The following is a 21,493-nucleotide window of genomic DNA, read 5'->3' on the forward strand; positions in this document are numbered from 1 at the left end:
TGCAGAGACCGCTTCCATGACTGACAACAACAACGTCCACCAGGCCTTCATCGCCGAGTGCAACGAGCAGATCGCCGCCCAGGGCCAGGACCAGAAGCTCCAGGGCCTGGCACGGGACCTGTTCAACGAATCGGCCAAGCACAAGTACAGCTACCATTTCTCGTGGATGGGCCGGCCGATCATCCAGCTGCCCCAGGACATGATTGCCATGCAGGAACTGGTGTGGCGCATCCAGCCGGACCTGATCATCGAGTGCGGCATCGCCCATGGCGGTTCGATCATCTACTACGCTTCGCTGCTGCAACTGCTGGGCCATGGCGAGGTGCTGGGCATCGACGTCGACATCCGCCCGCACAACCGCAAGGCCATCGAAGAGCACCCGATGGCGCACCGCATCACCATGTTCGAAGGTTCGAGCATCGCCCCGGAGATGGTCGCCAAGGTACGCCAGCTGGCCGAAGGCAAGAAGGTCATCGTGGTGCTCGACTCCAACCACACCCACGACCACGTGCTCGAAGAACTCCGTGCCTATGCGCCGCTGGTGTCGGTGGACAGCTACTGCGTGGTGATGGACACCGTGGTCGAGGACATGCCGGCCGACTTCTTCCCGGACCGTCCATGGGGCCATGGCGACAATCCGAAGACCGCGGTGTGGCAGTACCTGAAAGAGAACAGCGACTTCACCATCGACCGCCAGGTGCAGGACAAGCTGCTGCTGACCGTGGCGCCGGACGGCTACCTGCGCCGCGTGCGCTGATTGTTACCCAAGGTCACCAGCAGGAAGGTCTTCATGCAGCTTCAGGATACCCCGCTCATCGACCGCTCGCTGCGCGAGCGTTTCACCGTGGTGTTGATCACCCATAACCGCCCGGCGTTCCTGCGTCGGGCCTTGCACTATTATCGCGACTTCCCGGCGAGCATCCTCGTGCTAGACTCTTCCAGCCAGGCTGACGCCACCCTGCAGGCGGACTACCCGCAGGTGGATTACCGCCACCTGCCGCAGTACACCTACAAAGGGCTGCAGGACAAGCTCGCCTATGGCGTGAACGAAGTGCGCACGCCGTTCATGACCTTCGCCGCAGACGACGACTTCCTGCTGTTCGATGGCATGGCCCAGTCGGTGCAGTTCCTTGAGCAGCACACGGACTACGGCGTGTGCCATGGCTACGGCATGATGTACGTGGGGCACGGCACCGAGGTGCACTTCTATCGGCGTGACAAACGCGTGCAGGAAGACTACTGCAGCGACGATCCTGCCCAGCGCCTGGTCGAGTTCATGGGCCAGTTCCTGCCGCCGTTCTACGCGGTCACCCGTACCGACCTGCTGCAGCAGTGGTATGCGCTGCTGCCGGCGAACACCAGCTTCGAGTGGCAGGAAATTGGCCATACCTTCTACCTGCTGGCCAACGCCAAGGCGCGTATCCTGCCGATTCCGTACGCGGTGCGTGAAGCCAACCTGGGGGGGTCGGACCACAACACCAACGTGCTCACCGTGCTGGCCAACCGTGACGAGCGCAGCCGCCAGGAACGCGAGCAGTTCGCCGCGTTTCTCGCCTCGATCCCGACCGCGCTCAGCGGCCTCGGTGCCGAACGGGTGCAACAGGTAGCGCTGGAAGGCTTCCAGGCCATGGCCGAGGGCTTGCTCAGCGGTCGCGCCCTGCATGGCTGCATGATCATCACCTCGCGCTGGAACGTGCCGAGCCCCGAGCCATTGCGCATCTTCGGCAAACAGCAGTTCGTCGAGATGCCGTTCTACAACCAGCCGATGTTCGATCTGCTGGCACAGCTGGAATTCCTCATCCATGCCATGCCTTGCGGGCGTATCCAGCTGCGTGAGCTCGAAGCGATCCTGGTGCGTCAGCAGGCGCTGATGCAGGTCAATGCCAATGACAACGAGCGCACCATCCGTGCGCGACTGTGGCAGGCATTGGCCCTGAGCCCGTTCAACCGGGTGGTGGTGGAGCGCCTGCTGGCCTCGCTGGAGGCAGCCGGTGACGAAGCCGAGGCCGCACCGCTACGGCCCTGGCTGGCCCGGCTCGCGGCATTGCCGAGCTATGACAGCCAGGCGCTGCTCGCATCGCTCCCCTCCGGGCAGTTGCTGGACTGGCTCGAAGCGCGTACGCCGGACGCCGAGCAGGCCAGCCTGGCCCGGCAGCGCCTGGCGGCAGCAGACGGTGGCCCGAGCTTTGGTATCGTGCTGCTCGACCTGGACGCGCAGATGGACCAGCTGCAGGCCACCTTCGACAGCCTGATGGCTGGCCCGTGCCGCCGGTTCAAGGTGGTGGTGCTGACCAGCGGCGACTTGCCCATGGTGACCAATGCCGGGCAGACCGTGCACTTCGTCAAGGTCGACAGCAACGACCACGTACGCCAGATCAACCAGGCGGTCGCCCAGCTGGATACCGACTGGGTGGTGCTGGCCGAAGCCGGCGATCGTTTCACCGCCAGCGGCTTGCTGCGGGCTAGCCTTGAACTGCTGGGTGCCGAAGGCATTCGCGCGGTGGCCATGGATGAAATCCAGGTGCAGGCGGATGGCCGTCTGCGTGAGGTGCTCCGCCCTGGCACCAGTCTCGACCTGCTGCAGAGCGTACCCGGGGTGATGGCGCGTCACTGGTTGCTGCGCCGTGACTTGCTGCTGGCGGCAGGTGGCTTCGACAGCCAGTACCCGCTGGCGCTGGAGTTCGACCTGTTGCTGCGCATGATCGGCGAGCAAGGCCTGGCCGGCCTGGCGCACCTTGCCGAGCCGCTGTTGATCTGCAACGCCCCCGCGCTCGACAGCCAGGACCAGGAGCGGGCGGTGCTGACCCGCCGTCTGGCCCAGCGTGGCTATGCGGCCACGGTGGGTTCGGTACACCCGGGCACTCACCAGATCGACTATCGGCATGCCGAGCGCCCGGCGGTCTCGATCCTGCTGCACTGCCAGGACAATGCTGAAGCCTTGCAGAGATGCCTGGTCAGCGTGCTGCAACGCACGCGTTACCAGAACCACGAGATCATCATTGCCGACAACGCCAGCCAGTCGCCGCAGTTGCGCGAATGGCTGGCCAGCCTGGCGGCTGCCGGCAGCCGGGTACGGGTTATCCGCAGCGAGCAGGCCATGGCGCCGGTCGCCATGCTCAACCTGGCCAGCCGTGAGGCGCAGGGCGACTACCTGGTGATGCTCGACAGTGACGCCGAAGTGCTCAATGCCAACTGGCTGGAAGGCCTGCTCAACCAGGCCCAGCGCCCCGAGGTCGGGGTGGTTGGCGGCAAGCTGCTGGGCAGCGACGGCAAGGTGGTCGAGGCCGGGCTGGTGCTGGCGGGCGAGACGGGCATCCGCCCGGCGTTCCAGGGCCTGGCCAAGGATGCGCCGGGCTACCTGCAGCGCTTGCAGGTGGAGCACAACGTCTCGGCGGTGTCGGGTTGCCTGATGGTGCGGGCCGAAGTGCTGCGGGCGCTGGGCGGGCTGGATGAACAGGCAGCGAGCATTCGCGCCGCCCAGGTGGCAGCCTGCCTGAGCGTGTCCGAGGCCGGGCTGTTGGTGGTGTGGACGCCCCAGGCGCAGGTGGTGCGCCATGGCCAGGTGGATGCACTGCCGTGTGCCCCGCAGGCGCAGGACCCGTTCTACAACGCCGGGCACAGCCGCGGCGCGGCGCTGTTCACCCTGGACCCGCACAGCCGGGTCGAGTGGCAGGCGCTGATCGCTTGATCGCCGGGCTGCCTGGCAGCCCCCGCTCCCGCCCGGGATCGCGCAGTGTCTGATGGCGCGATCGAATCCGTGGGAGCGGGCTCACCCGCACCGGGCCGCCAGGCGGCCCGACTTGCCCACTTTGTCGATTCGACAAAAAGAGCGTGACTTAAGAGTCAGAACGCGCATCTTCACTGTATATTGTCGAAACCGGGAACCGCCGCGTCGCCCCCGGACAAGCCGTCAGGGATCGGGAGCCACCCGTATCGCCTGGCGTTTTGCCGTTTGGCCCTGGCGGGTATTTCGCTGTTACTGAATTGGGAAGCCATATGATTGGCATTAAAAGCATCGCCAGTTACGTGCCCACTGAAGGCGTGGACAACTACGCCCAGGGCGCGAAATTCGGCAAGGACCAGGATTTCATCTTCGGCAAGATCGGTTCGACCTTCTTGCCGCGCAAGGAAGCTGCCCAGGAAACCTCCGACCTTTGCGTCGAGGCCGCGAAGAACCTGTTCGCTGCCAATCCATCGCTTGACCCGGCAGCCATCGATGCGGTGATCGTGGTCACCCAGAACGGTGATGCCGAAGGCCTGCCGCACACTGCGGCGATCGTCCAGCACAAGCTTGGCCTGTCGACTGCCGTGGCTGCCTTCGACATCTCGCTGGGCTGCTCTGGCTATGTCTATGGCCTGTATGCGATGAAAGGCTTCATGGAAGCCGCCGGGCTGAAAAATGGCCTGCTGATCACCGCCGATCCCTATTCGAAGATCGTCGACCCCGAAGACCGCAACACCACCATGCTGTTCGGCGATGCCGCCACCGCTACCTGGATGGGCGAGGGCGCTGCCTGGCAGCTGGGCAAGTCGCTGTTCGGCAGTGACGGCGCCGGGGCCGAGCACCTGCGCACCACCGATGGCAAGTTCTTCATGAACGGCCGCCAGGTCTACAACTTCGCCCTGGTGAAAGTGCCGGCGCATTTGCAGCAACTGCTGGAAGCCAGTGCCCTGCAGCCGGGCGACATCGACTTGTACTGCCTGCACCAGGGCAGCGCGGCGATCGTCGATGCGGTCTCGGCGCGCTTCGTCGAGGGCGAGCACAAGCAGAAATTCGTCAAGGACATGGTCGAGACCGGCAATACCGTGTCGTCGAGCATTCCGCTGCTGCTCGAGAAGCACGTACTCGGCTCCCAGCACAAGCGGGTGGCCTTGAGTGGTTTCGGTGTGGGCCTGTCCTGGGGCTCGGCGATCATCGAGCGACGTGACTGAGCGCACAGCGCTGATCTAGACGCCGCCGCCTTCAGGCGGCGTTTTTTTTCCTCCGTGGCTGCCTTTTGGCGCCTGTAATCTGGCGTCAACTCCTTGATTTCATTGGGGTGGCAGGTTGCCAGTAATTTTTTTCGAAAAACCGCTAAAGAAACCCGCCCTGACGAAGATAACTATTACGAAGGTTCTCTGTGCCACACCCGGCGATTTGCCAAGGCCGGAAGCCGTAGTACCCAATCCAACGAGGAATTCGTCATGGCTTTGACCGTTAACACCAACACCACCTCTCTGGGCGTTCAGAAAAACCTGAACCGTGCTTCCGATGCACTGAGCACCTCGATGACCCGTCTGTCCTCCGGCCTGAAAATCAACAGCGCCAAAGACGACGCCGCCGGCCTGCAGATCGCTACCCGCATGACCTCGCAGATCCGTGGTCAGACCATGGCGATCAAAAACGCCAACGACGGTATCTCCATCGCCCAGACCGCTGAAGGCGCGATGCAAGAGCAGACCAACATCCTGCAGCGTATGCGTGAACTGGCAGTCCAGTCGCGAAACGACTCGAACAGCACCAAGGACCGTGAAGCTCTGAACAAAGAGTTCGCACAAATGTCCGACGAGCTGAGCCGTATCGCCAAGTCGACCCAGCTGAACGGCAAGAACCTGCTGGACGGTACCGCTGGCGTCCTGACCTTCCAGGTCGGTTCCAACTCCGGTGCCAACAACCAGATCAGCATCAGCCTGGACAGCGGTTTCGACGCCCAGACCCTGAGCGTTGACTCGGCTTCCATCGCCATCACCGGTTCGACCAGCGCCGAAGCCGAAGCCAGCATGAACGCTGCTCTGGACGCCATCGACGCCGCTCTGCAAACCATCAACACCACCCGTGCTGACCTGGGTGCTTCGCAGAACCGTCTGACCAGCACCGTCAACAACCTGCAGAACATCAACGAAAACGCCGAAGCCGCTCGTGGCCGTGTACAGGACACCGACTTCGCTGCTGAAACTGCCCAGCTGACCAAGCAGCAGACCCTGCAGCAAGCTTCCACTTCGGTTCTGGCTCAGGCCAACCAGCTGCCGTCCGCCGTACTGAAGCTGCTTCAGTAATCGCTGATGGTGACCGGCGGGGGAGTGCGCATTCAGGCGCTTCCCCCGCTTTTTCATTGCGAGGTGGCAAAACATGGACATGAGCGTCAAGCTTAACCTGTCCTACCCGACCGCTCGTCCGGCCGACCCGGCCGTCGACAAGCCGGTCACCCGCTCGGCCGAAGCGCCGCGTGGCAACAGCGATACGCTGGAACCCAAGGCAGTCACCGCTGCGGAAAGTGCACATGATGCCGAAAAGGTGAAGCAGGCCGTTTCGGAAATCGAGAAGTTTCTCAGTTCGACCCGTCGTAACCTGGAATTCTCCACGGACGAAGAATCCGGCAAGATCGTGGTCAAGGTCATCGCCAGCGAGACTGGAGAGCTGATTCGCCAGTTGCCCTCGGAAGAGGCATTGCGGATTGCTCACAGCCTGAGCGATGTAAACAGTCTTTTGTTCGACGCCAAGGCCTGATTGGCGACGAATGCTTCAGGGGCGTTCCATGTCGGCCTTCGCAGGAGCGGAGCTGACGATTGCAGAGAGGGATAACGGTCATGGCGAGTAGCATTGTCTCCAGTATCGGTCTGGGTACCGGGCTGAACATCACCGAAATGGTCCAGGCGCTGGTAAGTGCCGACACTGCGGCGAAAAAGGCGCAGATTACCCGGCAGACCAGCAACAACGCCGCAATGATTTCTGGTGTGGGCTCGCTGCGCAGTGCCCTGACGGCGTTCCAGGACGCCATGAAGAAGCTCAACGATCCGAACGCGCCGTCGTTCAACGCCTACTCCGCCAAGTCGGCCAACGAGGCGGTGATCAAGGTCACCTCCAGCAACAAGGCGGTGGCCGGTAGCTACTCCATCGTGGTCGACAAGATGGCCACCAGCTCCAAGGTTGCCAGCCAGCAATTCGCCGGCGGTTCGACCTCGGCCATCACTGCTGGCCAGCTGACCGTGAGCCAGGGTGGCAACAACTGGAACATCGACATCGCCAGTGGCGCCACCCTGGAAAGCGTGCGCGACCAGATCAACAAGGAACTCAACGTCCAGGGCGTCTCGGCCAACATCGTCAATGCCGAGGGTGGCGCGCGGCTGGTGCTCACCTCCACCACCACCGGGACGGGCTCGGACATTTCGCTCAGCGGTATTCCCGAACTGCAGATCGATGGCACCGTCAAGATGTCCGGCACGGGGGCCGGCTACATCACCGATCCGGCTCATGATGCCGAGCTGACCATTGACGGCCTGAAGGTCACCAGTGCGAAGAACACCATCGACAGCGCCATCAGCGGCATGACGCTGGAGTTGACCGGCGTTTCCGCTGCTGGCACCAGCACCAGCATCACGGTGGCGGCTGACAATGAGGGGCTGCAGAAGTCCGTCCAGTCGTTCGTCGATGCCTACAACACCCTGCAAAAGGCAATCACCTCGCTGACCTCCACCTCGCGAGATGCCGACGACAACCTGGTGCTGGGGCCATTGACCAACGACCCGACCACCCGTTCGCTGGTCAACGATATCCGCAAGGTGCTTTCCGAAGTGGGCGCAGGCAGCCAGCTGACCACCCTGAGCCAGCTGGGCATCAACACCACCAAGGATGGCACCCTGGAGTTCAACTCCACCAAGTTCAACGCGGCCATGAACGACAAGAAGCTGGGTGCGGAGGTGCAGGAGCTGTTCACCGGTACCAATGGCATCTTCGAGCGCATGAACAAGGCCATTGACCCCTACAACTCCACCGATGGCAGCCTGGCCACGCGCAAGGCCAGCCTGGACAAGGTAGCCAAGAACCTGGCCGATCAGCAGCTGGCGCTGGAGCGTCGCACCGAGTCGCTGACCGAGTCGCTGACCAAGAAGTTCGTCGCGATGGATACCGCGGTGGCCAAGCTCAATGCCCAGGCCAACCAGATCAAGTCGGTGTTCGATGCGCTCAACGCGCAGGCCAAGAACTCCTGATCGCAACGGTAGTGCGGTAACGTAAAAAAAGCCCGACGGCCTCAGCAGGCGTGTCGGGCTTTTCTATTGTCCGCCTAAAGTTTTTTGACGGCCCGGCGATACACAGGTACAAGCAATCTTTTTTGCAGCAACGAGGTAGATCCATGAACCCGATGTTGGCCCTTCGGCAGTACCAGAAAGTCAATGGTGTGGCGCAAACGTCCGAAGCCAGCCCGCACCGTCTGGTGCAGATGCTCATGCAGGGCGGCCTGGACCGCATGGCGCAGGCCAAGGGGGCGATTGCGCGCAATGACGTCGCGCAACGGGGTATCCTCATCGGCAAGGCCATCGACATCATCGGCGGGCTGCGCGAAGGCCTGGACCTGGAAAACCACGCCGACAGCCTGGCCGACCTGGACAGCTTGTATACCTACATGAGTCGTCGCTTGATCGAGGCCAACGCCAAGGGTGACCCCGCTATCATCGATGAAGTGGCACGCCTGCTGATCACTGTGAAGGAAGGTTGGGACGCAATCGGCGATCAGTCGGCGGCTTCCTGACAAAGGAGTGACATGAGCGAAGTAATCGCCCGAATCGAGCAAACCCGGGAGCTGCTACTGGCGGCGCTGGCCAACCGTGATTGGGAAGCGGTGGGAGAGTTGGACCTGGAGTGCCGCTTGCGCATCAGCGACATGCTGACCGAGGCAAAGGGCAACGAGGCCGATGTCAGTGCCAGCCTTGAGCAATTATTGAGCGTTTATCGCCAATTAATTGAAGTTGCAAGTGGCGAACGTCAATCCCTGGTCGAAGAAATGACGAAAATCCGTCAGGCGAAAAATGCCGCGAAGGTATACCATTTGTTCTCGTGACCACAGATGTTGCCAAAAGCCATGCGCCATTAATTTGACTGGCTGGTGTTTTTTGACTTTACTAGTGGCTGTTTTCGAATTTCAGACGTCCGAACACTGACCATTCAGTCGGAATGATGTCGAACACGCCCCTGCTGGGCGCCGATATGACTAGGGAAGTTGCTATTGCATGTGGCGTGAAACCAAGATTCTGCTGATCGATGACGACAGCGCCCGCCGCCGCGATCTCGCGGTGGTGCTTAACTTCCTGGGCGAAGAAAACCTCGCTTGCTCCAGCCAGGACTGGCAGCAAGTGGTCGAGCCTTTGTCTTCGAGTCGTGAAGTGCTGTGCGTGCTCATCGGTGCTGTGAATGCTCCGGGCAATCTCCTTGGGCTCGTTAAGACCGTGGCAGGGTGGGATGAGTTCCTTCCGGTTCTGCTTTTAGGTGAAATTTCTTCTGTGGAGTTTCCGGAAGACCTCCGCCGCCGAATCCTTTCCAACCTGGAAATGCCGCCAAGCTACAGCCAGTTGCTGGATTCGCTGCACCGCGCCCAGGTCTATCGCGAGATGTATGACCAGGCGCGCGAGCGTGGCCGCCAGCGCGAACCCAACCTGTTCCGCAGCCTGGTCGGCACCAGCCGTGCCATCCAGCACGTGCGGCAAATGATGCAGCAAGTGGCCGATACCGATGCCAGCGTGCTGATTCTTGGTGAGTCCGGGACCGGTAAGGAAGTGGTGGCACGCAACCTCCACTACCACTCCAAGCGCCGTGAAGCGCCGTTCGTACCGGTCAATTGCGGGGCGATCCCGGCCGAGCTGCTGGAAAGCGAACTGTTCGGCCACGAGAAGGGCGCCTTCACCGGCGCCATCACCAGCCGTGCCGGGCGTTTCGAGCTGGCCAACGGCGGTACCCTGTTCCTCGACGAAATCGGCGACATGCCGTTGCCGATGCAGGTCAAGCTGTTGCGCGTGCTGCAGGAGCGCACCTTCGAACGGGTGGGTAGCAACAAGACCCAGAGCATCGATGTGCGCATCATCGCCGCGACCCACAAGAACCTCGAGACCATGATCGAGGACGGCACGTTCCGTGAAGACCTATACTATCGCCTGAACGTGTTCCCGATCGAGATGGCACCACTGCGCGAGCGGGTGGAAGACATCCCGCTGCTGATGAACGAGCTGATTTCGCGCATGGAGCACGAGAAGCGCGGTTCCATCCGCTTCAACTCTGCCGCGATCATGTCGCTGTGCCGGCATGGCTGGCCGGGCAACGTGCGTGAACTGGCCAACCTGGTCGAGCGCATGGCGATCATGCATCCATATGGGGTGATCGGCGTATCCGAGCTGCCGAAGAAATTCCGCTACGTCGATGATGAAGACGAGCAGATGGTCGATAGCCTGCGCAGCGACTTGGAAGAGCGCGTGGCCATCAACGGCCATACGCCGAACTTCAGCAACCACGCGATGCTGCCGCCCGAGGGCCTGGACCTCAAGGACTACCTTGGTAGCCTGGAGCAGGGCCTGATCCAGCAGGCACTGGACGATGCCAACGGTATCGTCGCCCGTGCGGCCGAGCGTCTGCGCATTCGTCGCACCACCCTGGTCGAGAAGATGCGCAAGTATGGTATGAGCCGCCAGGGCGGCGAGGAGCAGGCGGAGGATTGATGGCTGGGGCGGGTGTTCGCCTTGGTCTTTCCGGTGCCTGTTGGATCGAGCGCCGCGCGGGCGGCGCTCTATTTCCGCCCACCACAATACCCACGCCCTGCACTAAACCCCCATCTCCGGCACGGCTATTGCTACACCGCTGGCAACATACCGTTTTTATGACGGTCAGCCACGCGAGAGAGCACGATGCCCCAGGCCGCCCACGTATCCCGAGCCCCCTTTGCGCAGGGGCAATCCCTGGTCGAGCAGGACAGCCGCCAGGGCGTCGAACAAGCCTTTGCCCTGTTCAATCAGGTGTCCAGCCAGCTGAGCCAGTCCTACAGCCTGCTCGAAGCGCGGGTCAGCGAACTCAAGGGTGAGCTGGCGGTCGTCAGTGCCCAGCGCATTGCCGAGCTGAGCGAAAAGGAGCGCCTGGCCAACCGCCTGCAGAACCTGCTCGACCTGCTGCCAGGCGGGGTGATCGTGATCGATGGCCAGGGTCTGGTGCGTGAAGCCAACCCGGCCGCCAGTGAACTGCTCGGTGAGCCGCTGATCGGCCAGCTGTGGCGCCAGGTGATCGCCCGCAGCTTTGCCCCGCGCAAGGACGACGGCCACGAAGTCTCGCTGCGTGATGGCCGCCGCCTGTCGATTGCCACCCGCTCGCTGGATGCCGAACCCGGTCAGCTGGTGCTGCTCAACGACCTGACTGAAACCCGTCGCCTGCAAGACCAGTTGGCCCGCCATGAGCGCCTGTCGTCGCTCGGGCGCATGGTCGCCTCGCTGGCCCACCAGATCCGCACGCCGCTGTCGGCGGCGATGCTCTACGCCAGCCACCTGGCCGACCCCGAACAAGACCTGAACGCGGAAACCCGCCTGCGTTTTGCCGGCACCCTGAAAGAGCGCCTGCATGAACTGGAGCACCAGGTACGCGACATGCTGGTGTTTGCCCGGGGCGAATTGCCGCTGGGTGAGCGGATAACGCCGAAGGCATTGTTCCAGGCGCTGCAGCAGGCAGCCCAGGTGCATGTGCAGGGGCATGCCGTGCGTTGGCAGTGCGACAGCCACCTGGGCGAGTTGCTGTGCAACCGCGATACCCTGGTCGGTGCCTTGCTCAACCTGATCGAGAATGCCCTGCAGGCCAGCGACGGCCCGGCGCGGCTGAAGGTGCACCTGTTCCGTCGCCAGCGCACCCTGCACCTGTGCGTGAGCGACGCCGGCAGCGGCATCGACGCAGACTTGCTCGGGCGCCTGGGCGAGCCGTTTCTGACTACCCGGGCCACTGGCACCGGCCTGGGCCTGGCCGTGGTCAAGGCCGTGGTGCGCGCGCACCAGGGCGCCCTCAGCCTGCGTTCGAAAGTTGGCCGTGGTACCTGCGTGCGGGTAGAGCTGCCGTTGATCGACGGGCAGTTGGCGGAGGGCGCATGACGGTGATCAAGGTGCTGTTGGTGGAAGACGATCGGGTCTTGCGCCAGGCGTTGGGCGATACCCTGACCATCGGCGGTTTCGCCTACCAGGCGGTGGGCAGTGCCGAAGAAGCGCTGGAGGCAGTGCACGCTGAGGCCTTCAGCCTGGTGGTCAGCGATGTGAACATGCCTGGCATGGACGGGCACCAGCTGCTGACCGAGCTGCGCCGCCAGCAGCCGCAACTGCCGGTGTTGTTGATGACCGCGCATGCTGCAGTGGAGCGTGCCGTCGAGGCCATGCGCCAGGGCGCCGTCGATTATCTGGTCAAGCCATTCGAGCCCAAGGCCCTGCTCAGCCTGGTCGAGCGCCATGCTGCCGGACGACTGGGGGCGGCCGACGAAGAGGGCCCGGTAGCTTGCGAGCCGGCCAGCCGGCAGTTGCTGGAGCTGGCCGCGCGCGTGGCGCGCAGCGACTCGACCGTGCTGATTTCGGGGGAGTCCGGCACCGGCAAGGAAGTGCTGGCACGCTACATTCACCAGCAATCGCCACGGGCTACGCAACCATTCGTGGCGATCAACTGCGCGGCCATTCCCGACAACATGCTCGAGGCTACCTTGTTCGGCCACGAGAAGGGCGCCTTCACCGGCGCCATCGCCGCCCAGGCCGGCAAGTTCGAGCAGGCCGAAGGCGGCACCTTGCTGCTCGACGAAATTTCGGAAATGCCGCTGGCCCTGCAGGCCAAGCTGCTGCGGGTGCTGCAGGAGCGTGAAGTCGAGCGGGTAGGCGGGCGCAAGCCGATCAGCCTGGACATCCGCGTGCTGGCGACCACCAACCGCGACCTGGCCGGCGAAGTGGCGGCAGGGCGTTTCCGCGAAGACCTGTTCTACCGCCTGTCGGTGTTCCCCCTGGCCTGGCGCCCGCTGCGCGAACGCCCGGGCGACATCCTGCAACTGGCCGAGCGGCTGCTGGCCCGCCATGTGGCCAAGATGAAGCATGCGCCGGTGCGCCTGTCGCCCGAGGCTCGTGCCTGCCTGCAGGCATATGCCTGGCCGGGCAACGTGCGTGAACTGGACAACGCCTTGCAGCGGGCGCTGATCCTGCAGCAGGGTGGCGTGATCGAGGCGGCGGATTTTTGTCTGGCGGGCGCCATTCCATTGTCGGCCGGCAGCGAGGCGCCGCCCGAGGCGGCGGTCGAAGCCGGCGGCTTGGGTGATGACATGCGCCGTCACGAGTACCAGATGATCATCGATACCCTGCGCGCCGAGCGTGGCCGGCGCAAAGAAGCGGCTGAGCGCCTGGGGATCAGCCCCCGCACCTTGCGCTACAAGCTGGCGCAAATGCGCGATGCCGGGTTTGACGTCGAGGCCAGCCTGTTCGGCTGAAGACCAGCAGCGCCGCTTCGTGCCCCATCACCGGCAAGCCGGCTCCCACAAGTACAGCGCAGCCCTGAAGCCGTGAGCGGTTGCTGCGGGCGCTGGCTTGCCTGGTCGTCAGGAAAAAGCCATCGGCACAGACGCTGAACTGGCTGACATTCCAAGGCTGGCACCTTTGTTGCTTTACGTAGGCTATCCGCCGCATCCCGTCAAAAAAATGCGGCCGCAGGAGAGAGAAGGGTCATGAGCCAAGGTGTTGAATTCAATCGTCTGATGTTGGACATGCGGGCCATGCAGGCCGATGCCATGTCGCTGCCCAAGGTGGCTGCCGCCCCTGAGCTGGCGCCGGGGCAGAGTACCTTTGCCGACATGCTCGGCCAGGCCATCGGCAAGGTGCATGAGACGCAGCAGGCTTCGACCCAGCTGGCCAACGCCTTCGAGATCGGCAAGAGCGGCGTCGACCTGACTGACGTCATGATCGCTTCGCAAAAGGCCAGTGTATCGATGCAGGCCCTGACCCAGGTACGCAACAAGCTGGTCCAGGCGTACCAGGACATCATGCAGATGCCGGTTTGAGGACGGACATAATCCATGGCTGAAGCAGTCGTCGACAACGCCCCCGTGAAAAGCGGCCCGCCCGCGGCCAAGCCGCCGCTGTTCGGCATGGCGTTTCTGGAAAACATCGCGCAGATGCCCATGCTGCGTCAGGTCGGCCTGCTGGTCGGCCTGGCCGCCAGCGTGGCGATCGGCTTTGCCGTGGTGCTGTGGTCGCAGCAGCCGGATTACCGCCCGCTGTATGGCAGCCTGGCGGGCATGGACACCAAGCAGGTCATGGATACCCTGGCCGCAGCCGACATCCCCTACAACGTCGAGCCCAATTCCGGCGCTCTGCTGGTCAAGGCCGACGACCTCTCCCGTGCGCGCCTGAAACTGGCCGCAGCCGGCGTGGCGCCGAGTGATGGCAATGTCGGCTTCGAGCTGCTCGACAAGGAGCAGGGCCTGGGCACCAGCCAGTTCATGGAAGCCACCCGTTACCGCCGCAGCCTGGAAGGCGAACTGGCGCGTACCGTGTCCAGCCTGAACAACGTCAAGGCTGCGCGCGTGCATCTGGCCATCCCGAAAAGCTCGGTGTTCGTGCGTGACGAGCGCAAGCCCAGCGCCTCGGTACTGGTCGAGCTGTACCCGGGCCGTGCCCTGGAAGCCGGGCAGGTGATGGCCATCGTCAACCTGGTCGCGACCAGCGTGCCGGAACTGGACAAGTCCCAGGTCACCGTGGTCGACCAGAAAGGCAACCTGCTGTCCGAGCAGATCCAGGACACCGCGCTGACCCAGGCCGGCAAGCAGTTCGATTACAGCCGTCGGGTAGAGAGCATGCTCACCCAGCGTGTGCACAACATCCTGCAACCGGTGCTGGGCAATGACCGCTACAAGGCCGAAGTGTCTGCCGACCTCGACTTCAGCGCGGTCGAGTCCACCTCCGAGCAGTTCAACCCCGACCAGCCGGCGCTGCGCAGCGAGCAATCGGTTGACGAACAACGTGCCAGCAGCCAGGGCCCGCAGGGCGTGCCCGGTGCGCTGAGCAACCAGCCACCAGGCCCGGCCTCGGCACCGCAGACTACCGGTGGCAGCGCCGCACCGGCGGCGGCCATCCAGCCCGGCCAGCCGCTGGTAGATGCCAACGGCCAGCAGATCATGGACCCGGCCACCGGCCAGCCGATGCTCGCGCCGTATCCGTCGGACAAGCGTCAACAAAGCACCAAGAACTTCGAGCTGGATCGTTCTATCAGCCACACCCGTCAGCAGCAAGGGCGCATGACCCGTCTGTCGGTAGCGGTGGTGGTGGATGACCAGGTCAAGGTCGACCCGGCCACTGGCGACACCAGCCGTACGCCGTGGGGCGCCGAGGACCTGGCGCGGTTTACTCGCCTGGTGCAGGATGCGGTCGGTTTCGATGCCAGCCGTGGCGACAGCGTGACGGTGATCAACGTGCCGTTCGCCGCTGACCGTGGCGAGGAAATCAGCGACATCGCCTTCTATCAGCAACCGTGGTTCTGGGACATCGTCAAGCAGGTGCTGGGCGTGGTGTTCATCCTGGTGCTGGTGTTCGGTGTACTGCGGCCGGTGCTGAACAACATCACCGGGGGCGGCAAGCAGGCTGCCCAGGATAGCGACATGGAGCTGGGCGGCATGGTGGGGTTGGATGGCGAACTGGCCAACGACCGCGTCACTCTGGGTGGCCCGACAAGCATTCTGCTGCCTAGCCCGACCGAGGGCTACGAGGCGCAGCTCAACGCAATCAAAGGCCTGGTGGCCGAAGACCCGGGCCGTGTGGCCCAGGTCGTGAAAGAGTGGATCAACGCCGATGAGTGATAACCGAGCCGTTACCGCCAAGCTGAGCCGCGTCGACAAGGCGGCGATCCTCCTGCTCTCGCTGGGCGAGACCGATGCGGCCCAGGTGCTGCGCCACATGGGGCCCAAGGAAGTGCAGCGGGTCGGTGTGGCCATGGCGCAGATGGGCAATGTGCACCGTGACCAGGTCGAGCAGGTGATGAGCGAGTTCGTCGAGATCGTCGGCGACCAGACCAGCCTGGGTGTCGGTTCCGACGCCTACATCCGCAAGATGCTCAACCAGGCCCTGGGCGAAGACAAGGCCAACGGCCTGGTCGACCGCATCCTGCTCGGTGGCAACACTAGCGGCCTGGACAGCCTCAAGTGGATGGAGCCGCGTGCCGTGGCCGACGTGATCCGCTACGAGCACCCGCAGATCCAGGCCATCGTGGTTGCCTACCTCGACCCCGACCAGGCAGGTGAAGTGCTGAGCAACTTCGACCACAAGGTGCGCCTGGACATCGTCCTGCGCGTGTCGTCGCTCAATACCGTGCAACCGGCGGCGCTGAAGGAGCTGAACCAGATCCTCGAGAAGCAGTTCTCGGGCAACTCCAATGCGGCGCGCACCACCTTGGGCGGTATCAAGCGTGCGGCCGACATCATGAACTTCCTCGACAGCTCGGTCGAAGGTGCACTGATGGACGCGATCCGCGAAATCGACAGCGACCTGTCGGAGCAGATCGAGGACCTGATGTTCGTCTTCAACAACCTGGCCGACGTCGACGACCGTGGCATCCAGGCGCTGTTGCGCGAAGTGTCGTCCGACGTGCTGGTGGTGTCGCTCAAGGGCGCCGACGAGCGGGTCAAGGACAAGATTTTCAAGAACATGTCCAAGCGTGCCTCCGAGCTGCTACGTGACGACCTGGAAGCCAAGGGGCCGGTGCGAGTCAGCGACGTGGAAACGGCGCAGAAGGAAATCCTCACCATCGCCCGCCGCATGGCCGAGGCCGGCGAGATCGTGCTCGGTGGCAAGGGCGCCGAGGAAATGATCTGATTCACCAGGCGACGCGCTCCGCTGTCAATCAGGCGCCGCGCCCCTGTAGGAGCGGCCTTGTGTCGCGAAAGGGCCGCCAAGCGGCCCCTGGATTTCAGCTACACCGCAACGCTCGCCGGGGCTGCGCCGCAGCCCTTTCGCGACACAAGGCCGCTCCTACGGGGGCGCGTTGGTTGCTGATGGCTTTTGAGTACCTTAAAACATGCCCACCAAAGAACATCACCCCAGCGACCTGATCCGCGCCCGCGACCTCGAGGGCGTGGACGTGTGGGCGCTGCCCAGCTTCGATCCGCAACCGGAGCCCGAACCGGAGCCGGAACCCGAAGTCATCGAGGACGAAGTCGAGGAAGTGCCGCTGGAAGAAGTCCAGCCGTTGACCTTGGAAGAGCTCGAGGCCATCCGCCAGGAGGCCTACAACGAGGGCTTCGCCACCGGCGAGCGCGAGGGCTTCCACAGCACCCAGCTGAAGGTTCGCCAGGAAGCCGAAGAGGCCCTGAAAGCCAAGCTGGAAAGCCTCGATCGGTTGATGATCAACCTGATGGAGCCTATCGCCGAACAGGATACGCAAATCGAGAAATCGGTTGTTCACCTGGTGGCGCACATGGCCCGCCAGGTGATCGGTCGCGATCTGCGCGGCGATTCCAGTCACATCACCCAGGTATTGCGCGAGGCGCTCAAACTGCTGCCGATGGGCGCCGACAACATCCGTATTCACCTCAATCCGCAGGACTTCGAGCTGGTCAAGGCGCTGCGCGAACGGCATGAGGAAACCTGGCGGCTGCTCGAAGACAGCGCACTGCTCCCTGGCGGCTGTCGCATCGAGACCGCTCACAGCCGCATCGACGCCAGCATGGAAACCCGTATCGAAAAAGCCGTGGCGCAACTGTTCGACCGCTTGCATGACCATTCCCTGCATCCGGCGGCGGCGGATATCGCCGTCGACCTGGCCAGCTCCGATGAAGCTTGAGCGCACCAGCTTCGGCAAGCGCCTGGGCGGTTATGCCGAAGCCATCGAGCTGCCAGCCCAGCCCGTGGTCGAAGGCCGCCTGCTGCGCATGGTCGGCCTCACGCTGGAAGCCGAAGGGCTGCGCGCAGCGGTTGGCACCCGCTGCCTGGTGATCAACGACGACAGCTACCACCCGGTGCAGGTCGAGGCCGAAGTCATGGGCTTTGCCGGGCCCAAGGTGTTCCTCATGCCGGTTGGCAGCATCGTCGGCATCGCCCCGGGCGCCCGGGTGGTGCCGCTGGGCGACAGCGGTCGCCTGCCGATGGGCATGAGCATGCTCGGCCGGGTGCTCGACGGCGCCGGCCGCCCGCTGGATGGCAAGGGCGGGATGAAGGCCGAGGACTGGGTGCCGATGGACGGGCCGGTGATCAACCCGCTCAACCGCGACCCCATCAGCAAGCCGCTTGATGTAGGTATTCGCAGTATCAACGGGCTGCTGACGGTTGGCCGTGGCCAGCGTCTGGGTCTGTTCGCCGGTACCGGCGTGGGTAAATCGGTGCTACTGGGCATGATGACCCGCTTCACCGAAGCCGAGATCATCGTGGTCGGCCTGATCGGCGAGCGTGGCCGCGAGGTGAAGGAATTCATCGAGCATATCCTCGGTGAAGAAGGCCTCAAGCGTTCGGTGGTGGTGGCTTCGCCCGCCGACGATGCGCCATTGATGCGCCTGCGCGCCGCGATGTACTGCACGCGCATTGCCGAGTACTTCCGCGACAAGGGCAAGAACGTGCTGTTGCTGATGGACTCGCTGACCCGTTTCGCCCAGGCCCAGCGGGAAATCGCCCTGGCCATTGGCGAGCCGCCGGCCACCCGGGGTTACCCGCCGTCGGTGTTCGCCAAGCTGCCCAAGCTGGTTGAACGCGCGGGCAACGGCGAGCCGGGCGGTGGTTCGATCACCGCGTTCTACACCGTGCTGTCCGAAGGCGACGACCAGCAGGACCCGATTGCCGACTCGGCGCGCGGCGTGCTCGATGGCCACTTCGTGCTGTCGCGGCGGCTGGCCGAGGAAGGCCATTACCCGGCGATCGACATCGAAGCCTCGATCAGCCGGGTCATGCCCCAGGTGGTCGATGCCGACCATCTGCGCCAGGCGCAGAAGCTCAAGCAGTTGTGGTCGCGCCTCTCGCAGAGCCGCGACCTGATCAGCGTGGGTGCCTACGTCGCTGGTGGCGACCCGGAAACCGACCTGGCCATCGCCCTGCAATCGCAGATGGTGGAATTCCTGCGCCAGGGCCTGCGGGAGAACGTGAGCATGGCGCAAAGCCGCGAACAGTTGGGGGCGATCTTCACGCCCCCGGCGGGCTGATAGGCCATGGCGCAGCCCGGACGCGCCGCGCGCCTGGCGCCGGTGGTGGCCATGGCCGAGGAGGCCGAGCGCAAGGCGGCTCAGCGCCTTGGGCATTTCCAGCAGCTGGTGGCTACCGCCCAGGCCAAGCTGGCCGAGCTCGAACGGTTCCGTGAGGATTACCAGCTGCAGTGGATCAACCGTGGCGGGCAGGGGGTCAATGGCAACTGGCTGGTCAACTACCAGCGTTTCCTCGGCCAGCTGGAAACGGCCATGACCCAGCAGCGGCAGAGCCTGGCCTGGCACCAGAACAACCTCAACAACGCCCGTGGTACCTGGCAGCAGGCCTATGCCCGGGTGGAGGGCTTGCGCAAGCTGGTGCAGCGTTACCAGGAAGAAGCCCGGCGCGCCGAAGACAAGCGTGAACAGCGCCTGCTCGATGAATTGTCCCAGCGTCTGCCGCGGCAGAATCACCTATAGCCTATGCCGGCGATAGGGCCGATAAAGGCATGAGCTTGCCTCTCCCGCCAGCGCCTGCTACACCTTTAAGGAGCTGCATCCGCCATCATCGAAGGAATCGCTAGCATGGCAGTCGAGACTGATTTTTCGCAGGACGGGAAAAAACTGACCATCAAGATCAAGGGACGCTTCGATTTCGGCAAGCACCAGGAATTTCGTGACGCCTACGAGCGTCAGCCCAGCCGGCCCGATTCGGTGGTGGTTGACTTGAAGGAAACCACCTACCTCGACAGTTCCGCGCTCGGCATGCTGCTGTTGCTGCGCGACCATGCCGGAGGTGATGATTCGGATGTGCGCGTGGTACATGCCAGCTCCGATGTCCGCAAGATCCTCGCCATCTCCAATTTCGAAAAACTCTTCGATATCAGTTGAGCGCCGACATGCCGGCCGAACAGGTGTTGACCGTGCTGGTCGCCGAGGACGGGGCCGCCGACCGCCTGCTGCTGGCGCAGATCGTCCGCCGGCAGGGGCATCAGGTGGTCACGGCGGAAAACGGCGAGCAGGCGGTGGCGCTGTTCATCGAGCGGCGTCCGCAACTGGTGCTGCTGGATGCGCTGATGCCGGTGATGGATGGCTTCGAGGCGGCACGGCAGATCAAGACCTTGGCCGGCGAAGCGCTGGTGCCGATCATTTTCCTGACATCGCTCAACGAAGAAGAGGGCCTGGTGCGCTGCCTTGAGGCTGGTGGCGATGACTTCATGGCCAAACCCTACAGTGCGGTGATTCTCGGCGCCAAGATCCGCGCCATGGACCGCTTGCGCCGGTTGCAGGCCACCGTGCTGGAGCAGCGCGACCAGATTGCCGGGCATCATCACCATCTGCTCAACGAGCAGCGGGTAGCCAAGGCGGTATTCGACAAGGTGGCCCACTCCGGCTGCCTGGCCGCGCCCAACATCCGCTACCTGCAGTCGCCTTATGCGCTGTTCAATGGCGACCTGATGCTGGCTGCTTTCACGCCGTCCGGTGACATGCGCGTGCTGCTCGGTGATTTCACCGGGCATGGTCTGCCGGCGGCGGTCGGCGCCATGCCGCTGGCTGAAGTGTTCTATGGCATGACCGCCAAGGGCTATGGCATCGCGCAGATCCTGCGCGAGATGAACGCCAAGCTCAAACGCATCCTGCCGGTGGACATGTTCTGTTGTGCGCTGCTGCTCGACCTCAACATGCAGCGCGGTTCGGTGGAAGTGTGGAACGGCGGCATGCCCGATGGCTATCGCCTGTCGGTGCAGGGGCAGGTGTTGTCGGCGTTGCGTTCGCGACACCTGCCGCTGGGTATTCTGCCCGCCGAGCGTTTCGACGATACCACCGAGGTGCTGCCGCTGGCGCCGGGCGAGCGCGTGCTGCTGCTATCGGATGGCGTGATCGATACCGCCGACGACCAGGAGCGGCTGTTCGGCGTGCAGCGCCTGCACGAGGTGCTGGCCGACAACCGTGACCCGGCGCGCCTGTTCGACGAAGTGATGCAGGCCCTGGAGCGCTTTGGCGGGCGCCCGCGCGATGACATCAGCCTGTGCGACATTCGCATGTTCAGCGCCGAGGAACGGGTACCGGCGCCGACCCTCTACTCTGACAGCGGCCGCTCCAGCCCGCTGGACTGGTCGTTGCAGTTCGAGGTGCGCGGCGAGAGCCTCAAGCGCTTCGACCCGGTGCCCTATCTGGTGCAGTTATTGCAGGAAATCCATGGCCTGCGGGCGCGTACCGGCAACCTGCACAGCGTGCTCAGCGAGCTGTATTCCAACGCCCTGGAGCACGGCGTGCTGGGCCTGGACTCGCGGCTCAAGCGCGATGTCCAGGGTTTTGCCGCCTACTATGAGGAACGCGCGCGGCGCCTGATGCAACTGACCGACGGCTACGTGCGTATCCAGTTCAAGGTTGAACCGCTTGGCGACGGCGGGCGTCTGATGATCGAGGTTCGCGACAGCGGTGCCGGGTTCGATGTGCAGCGGACGCTGGCGCAGCCAGCGCTGGAGCGGCGCCTGAGTGGGCGTGGGCTGAACCTGGTCCAGCGGCTGGCCAGCAGTGCGCGCTGGAGCGAAGGCGGGCGCTGCGCGCAGGTGGAGTTCGTCTGGTGAGCCATGGGCTGG

At 63.8% G+C, this 21,493-nt stretch carries 19 protein-coding genes; all 19 read left to right on the forward strand.

All coding sequences use genetic code 11. From position 1 onward, the window contains the following. The first annotated feature begins 16 nt into the window (after nt 1–16). The 19 genes from JKP78_RS21440 (at nt 17) to JKP78_RS21530 (ending at nt 21,481) form a co-directional block, all read left to right on the forward strand. Nucleotides 17–757 carry a cephalosporin hydroxylase family protein gene (locus JKP78_RS21440; protein ID WP_200627557.1) on the forward strand — a complete coding sequence of 247 codons (741 nt, stop codon included), beginning with the start codon at nt 17–19 and terminating at the stop codon, nt 755–757. Nucleotides 758–790: 33 nt separating this feature from the next. Further along, nucleotides 791–3,688: a TIGR00180 family glycosyltransferase gene (locus JKP78_RS21445; RefSeq protein ID WP_200627558.1), complete on the forward strand. Its 2,898-nt coding sequence runs from the start codon at nt 791–793 to the stop codon at nt 3,686–3,688. 308 nt (nt 3,689–3,996) lie between these two features. After that, nucleotides 3,997–4,932, forward strand: a complete 936-nt coding sequence (locus tag JKP78_RS21450; RefSeq protein WP_170031129.1) for a ketoacyl-ACP synthase III — start codon at nt 3,997–3,999, stop codon at nt 4,930–4,932. Nucleotides 4,933–5,184: 252 nt separating this feature from the next. Beyond that, complete coding sequence (locus tag JKP78_RS21455; RefSeq protein ID WP_170031127.1) at nt 5,185–6,036, forward strand: flagellin domain-containing protein; 852 nt, start codon at nt 5,185–5,187, stop codon at nt 6,034–6,036. Between the two features lie 73 nt (nt 6,037–6,109). Further along, nucleotides 6,110–6,487 carry a flagellar protein FlaG gene (locus JKP78_RS21460; protein WP_170031125.1) on the forward strand — a complete coding sequence of 126 codons (378 nt, stop codon included), beginning with the start codon at nt 6,110–6,112 and terminating at the stop codon, nt 6,485–6,487. 80 nt (nt 6,488–6,567) lie between these two features. After that, complete coding sequence (gene fliD, locus JKP78_RS21465; protein WP_170031123.1) at nt 6,568–7,968, forward strand: flagellar filament capping protein FliD; 1,401 nt, start codon at nt 6,568–6,570, stop codon at nt 7,966–7,968. Nucleotides 7,969–8,111: 143 nt separating this feature from the next. Then, on the forward strand, nt 8,112–8,507 hold the full coding sequence (fliS, locus tag JKP78_RS21470; RefSeq protein WP_170031121.1) for a flagellar export chaperone FliS: 396 nt from the start codon (nt 8,112–8,114) through the stop codon (nt 8,505–8,507). 12 nt (nt 8,508–8,519) lie between these two features. Further along, entirely contained in the window at nt 8,520–8,816 is a 297-nt protein-coding gene (locus JKP78_RS21475; RefSeq protein WP_170031119.1) for a flagellar protein FliT, read from the forward strand. Nucleotides 8,817–8,985: 169 nt separating this feature from the next. Next, complete coding sequence (gene fleQ / locus JKP78_RS21480) at nt 8,986–10,461, forward strand: transcriptional regulator FleQ (protein WP_170031117.1); 1,476 nt, start codon at nt 8,986–8,988, stop codon at nt 10,459–10,461. 186 nt (nt 10,462–10,647) lie between these two features. After that, nucleotides 10,648–11,865 (forward strand): sensor histidine kinase, encoded by a 1,218-nt coding sequence (locus tag JKP78_RS21485; protein ID WP_186688747.1) that lies wholly within the window; start codon nt 10,648–10,650, stop codon nt 11,863–11,865. Beyond that, nucleotides 11,862–13,226 (forward strand): sigma-54-dependent transcriptional regulator, encoded by a 1,365-nt coding sequence (locus JKP78_RS21490; RefSeq protein ID WP_186688750.1) that lies wholly within the window; start codon nt 11,862–11,864, stop codon nt 13,224–13,226. Before JKP78_RS21485 ends, JKP78_RS21490 begins: the two co-directional genes overlap by 4 nt. 234 nt (nt 13,227–13,460) lie before the next feature. Then, entirely contained in the window at nt 13,461–13,793 is a 333-nt protein-coding gene (fliE, locus tag JKP78_RS21495; RefSeq protein ID WP_013973606.1) for a flagellar hook-basal body complex protein FliE, read from the forward strand. Nucleotides 13,794–13,808: 15 nt separating this feature from the next. Continuing rightward, the gene (gene fliF, locus JKP78_RS21500) at nt 13,809–15,587 is read left to right on the forward strand and encodes a flagellar basal-body MS-ring/collar protein FliF (protein WP_186688753.1); all 1,779 of its coding nucleotides are present in this window, start codon (nt 13,809–13,811) and stop codon (nt 15,585–15,587) included. Then, a complete protein-coding gene (gene fliG / locus JKP78_RS21505) occupies nt 15,580–16,599 on the forward strand; it encodes a flagellar motor switch protein FliG (RefSeq protein WP_013973604.1) in 1,020 nt (339 codons plus the stop codon). The genes fliF and fliG overlap by 8 nt, the downstream gene beginning before the upstream one ends. Nucleotides 16,600–16,801: 202 nt before the next feature. Continuing rightward, the gene (gene fliH / locus JKP78_RS21510; protein WP_200627559.1) at nt 16,802–17,566 is read left to right on the forward strand and encodes a flagellar assembly protein FliH; all 765 of its coding nucleotides are present in this window, start codon (nt 16,802–16,804) and stop codon (nt 17,564–17,566) included. Further along, nucleotides 17,556–18,911 carry a flagellar protein export ATPase FliI gene (gene fliI / locus JKP78_RS21515; protein ID WP_200627560.1) on the forward strand — a complete coding sequence of 452 codons (1,356 nt, stop codon included), beginning with the start codon at nt 17,556–17,558 and terminating at the stop codon, nt 18,909–18,911. The genes fliH and fliI overlap by 11 nt, the downstream gene beginning before the upstream one ends. 6 nt (nt 18,912–18,917) lie before the next feature. Continuing rightward, the gene (gene fliJ, locus JKP78_RS21520) at nt 18,918–19,370 is read left to right on the forward strand and encodes a flagellar export protein FliJ (protein ID WP_186688764.1); all 453 of its coding nucleotides are present in this window, start codon (nt 18,918–18,920) and stop codon (nt 19,368–19,370) included. Between the two features lie 105 nt (nt 19,371–19,475). Further along, nucleotides 19,476–19,781 carry an STAS domain-containing protein gene (locus JKP78_RS21525; RefSeq protein ID WP_186688767.1) on the forward strand — a complete coding sequence of 102 codons (306 nt, stop codon included), beginning with the start codon at nt 19,476–19,478 and terminating at the stop codon, nt 19,779–19,781. A gap of 8 nt (nt 19,782–19,789) precedes the next feature. Next, a complete protein-coding gene (locus tag JKP78_RS21530) occupies nt 19,790–21,481 on the forward strand; it encodes a fused response regulator/phosphatase (RefSeq protein WP_186688781.1) in 1,692 nt (563 codons plus the stop codon). The last annotated feature ends 12 nt before the right edge of the window (nt 21,482–21,493 follow it).

This window comes from Pseudomonas sp. LAM2023, from assembly GCF_016620375.1.
GTDB lineage: Bacteria > Pseudomonadota > Gammaproteobacteria > Pseudomonadales > Pseudomonadaceae > Aquipseudomonas > Aquipseudomonas anuradhapurensis.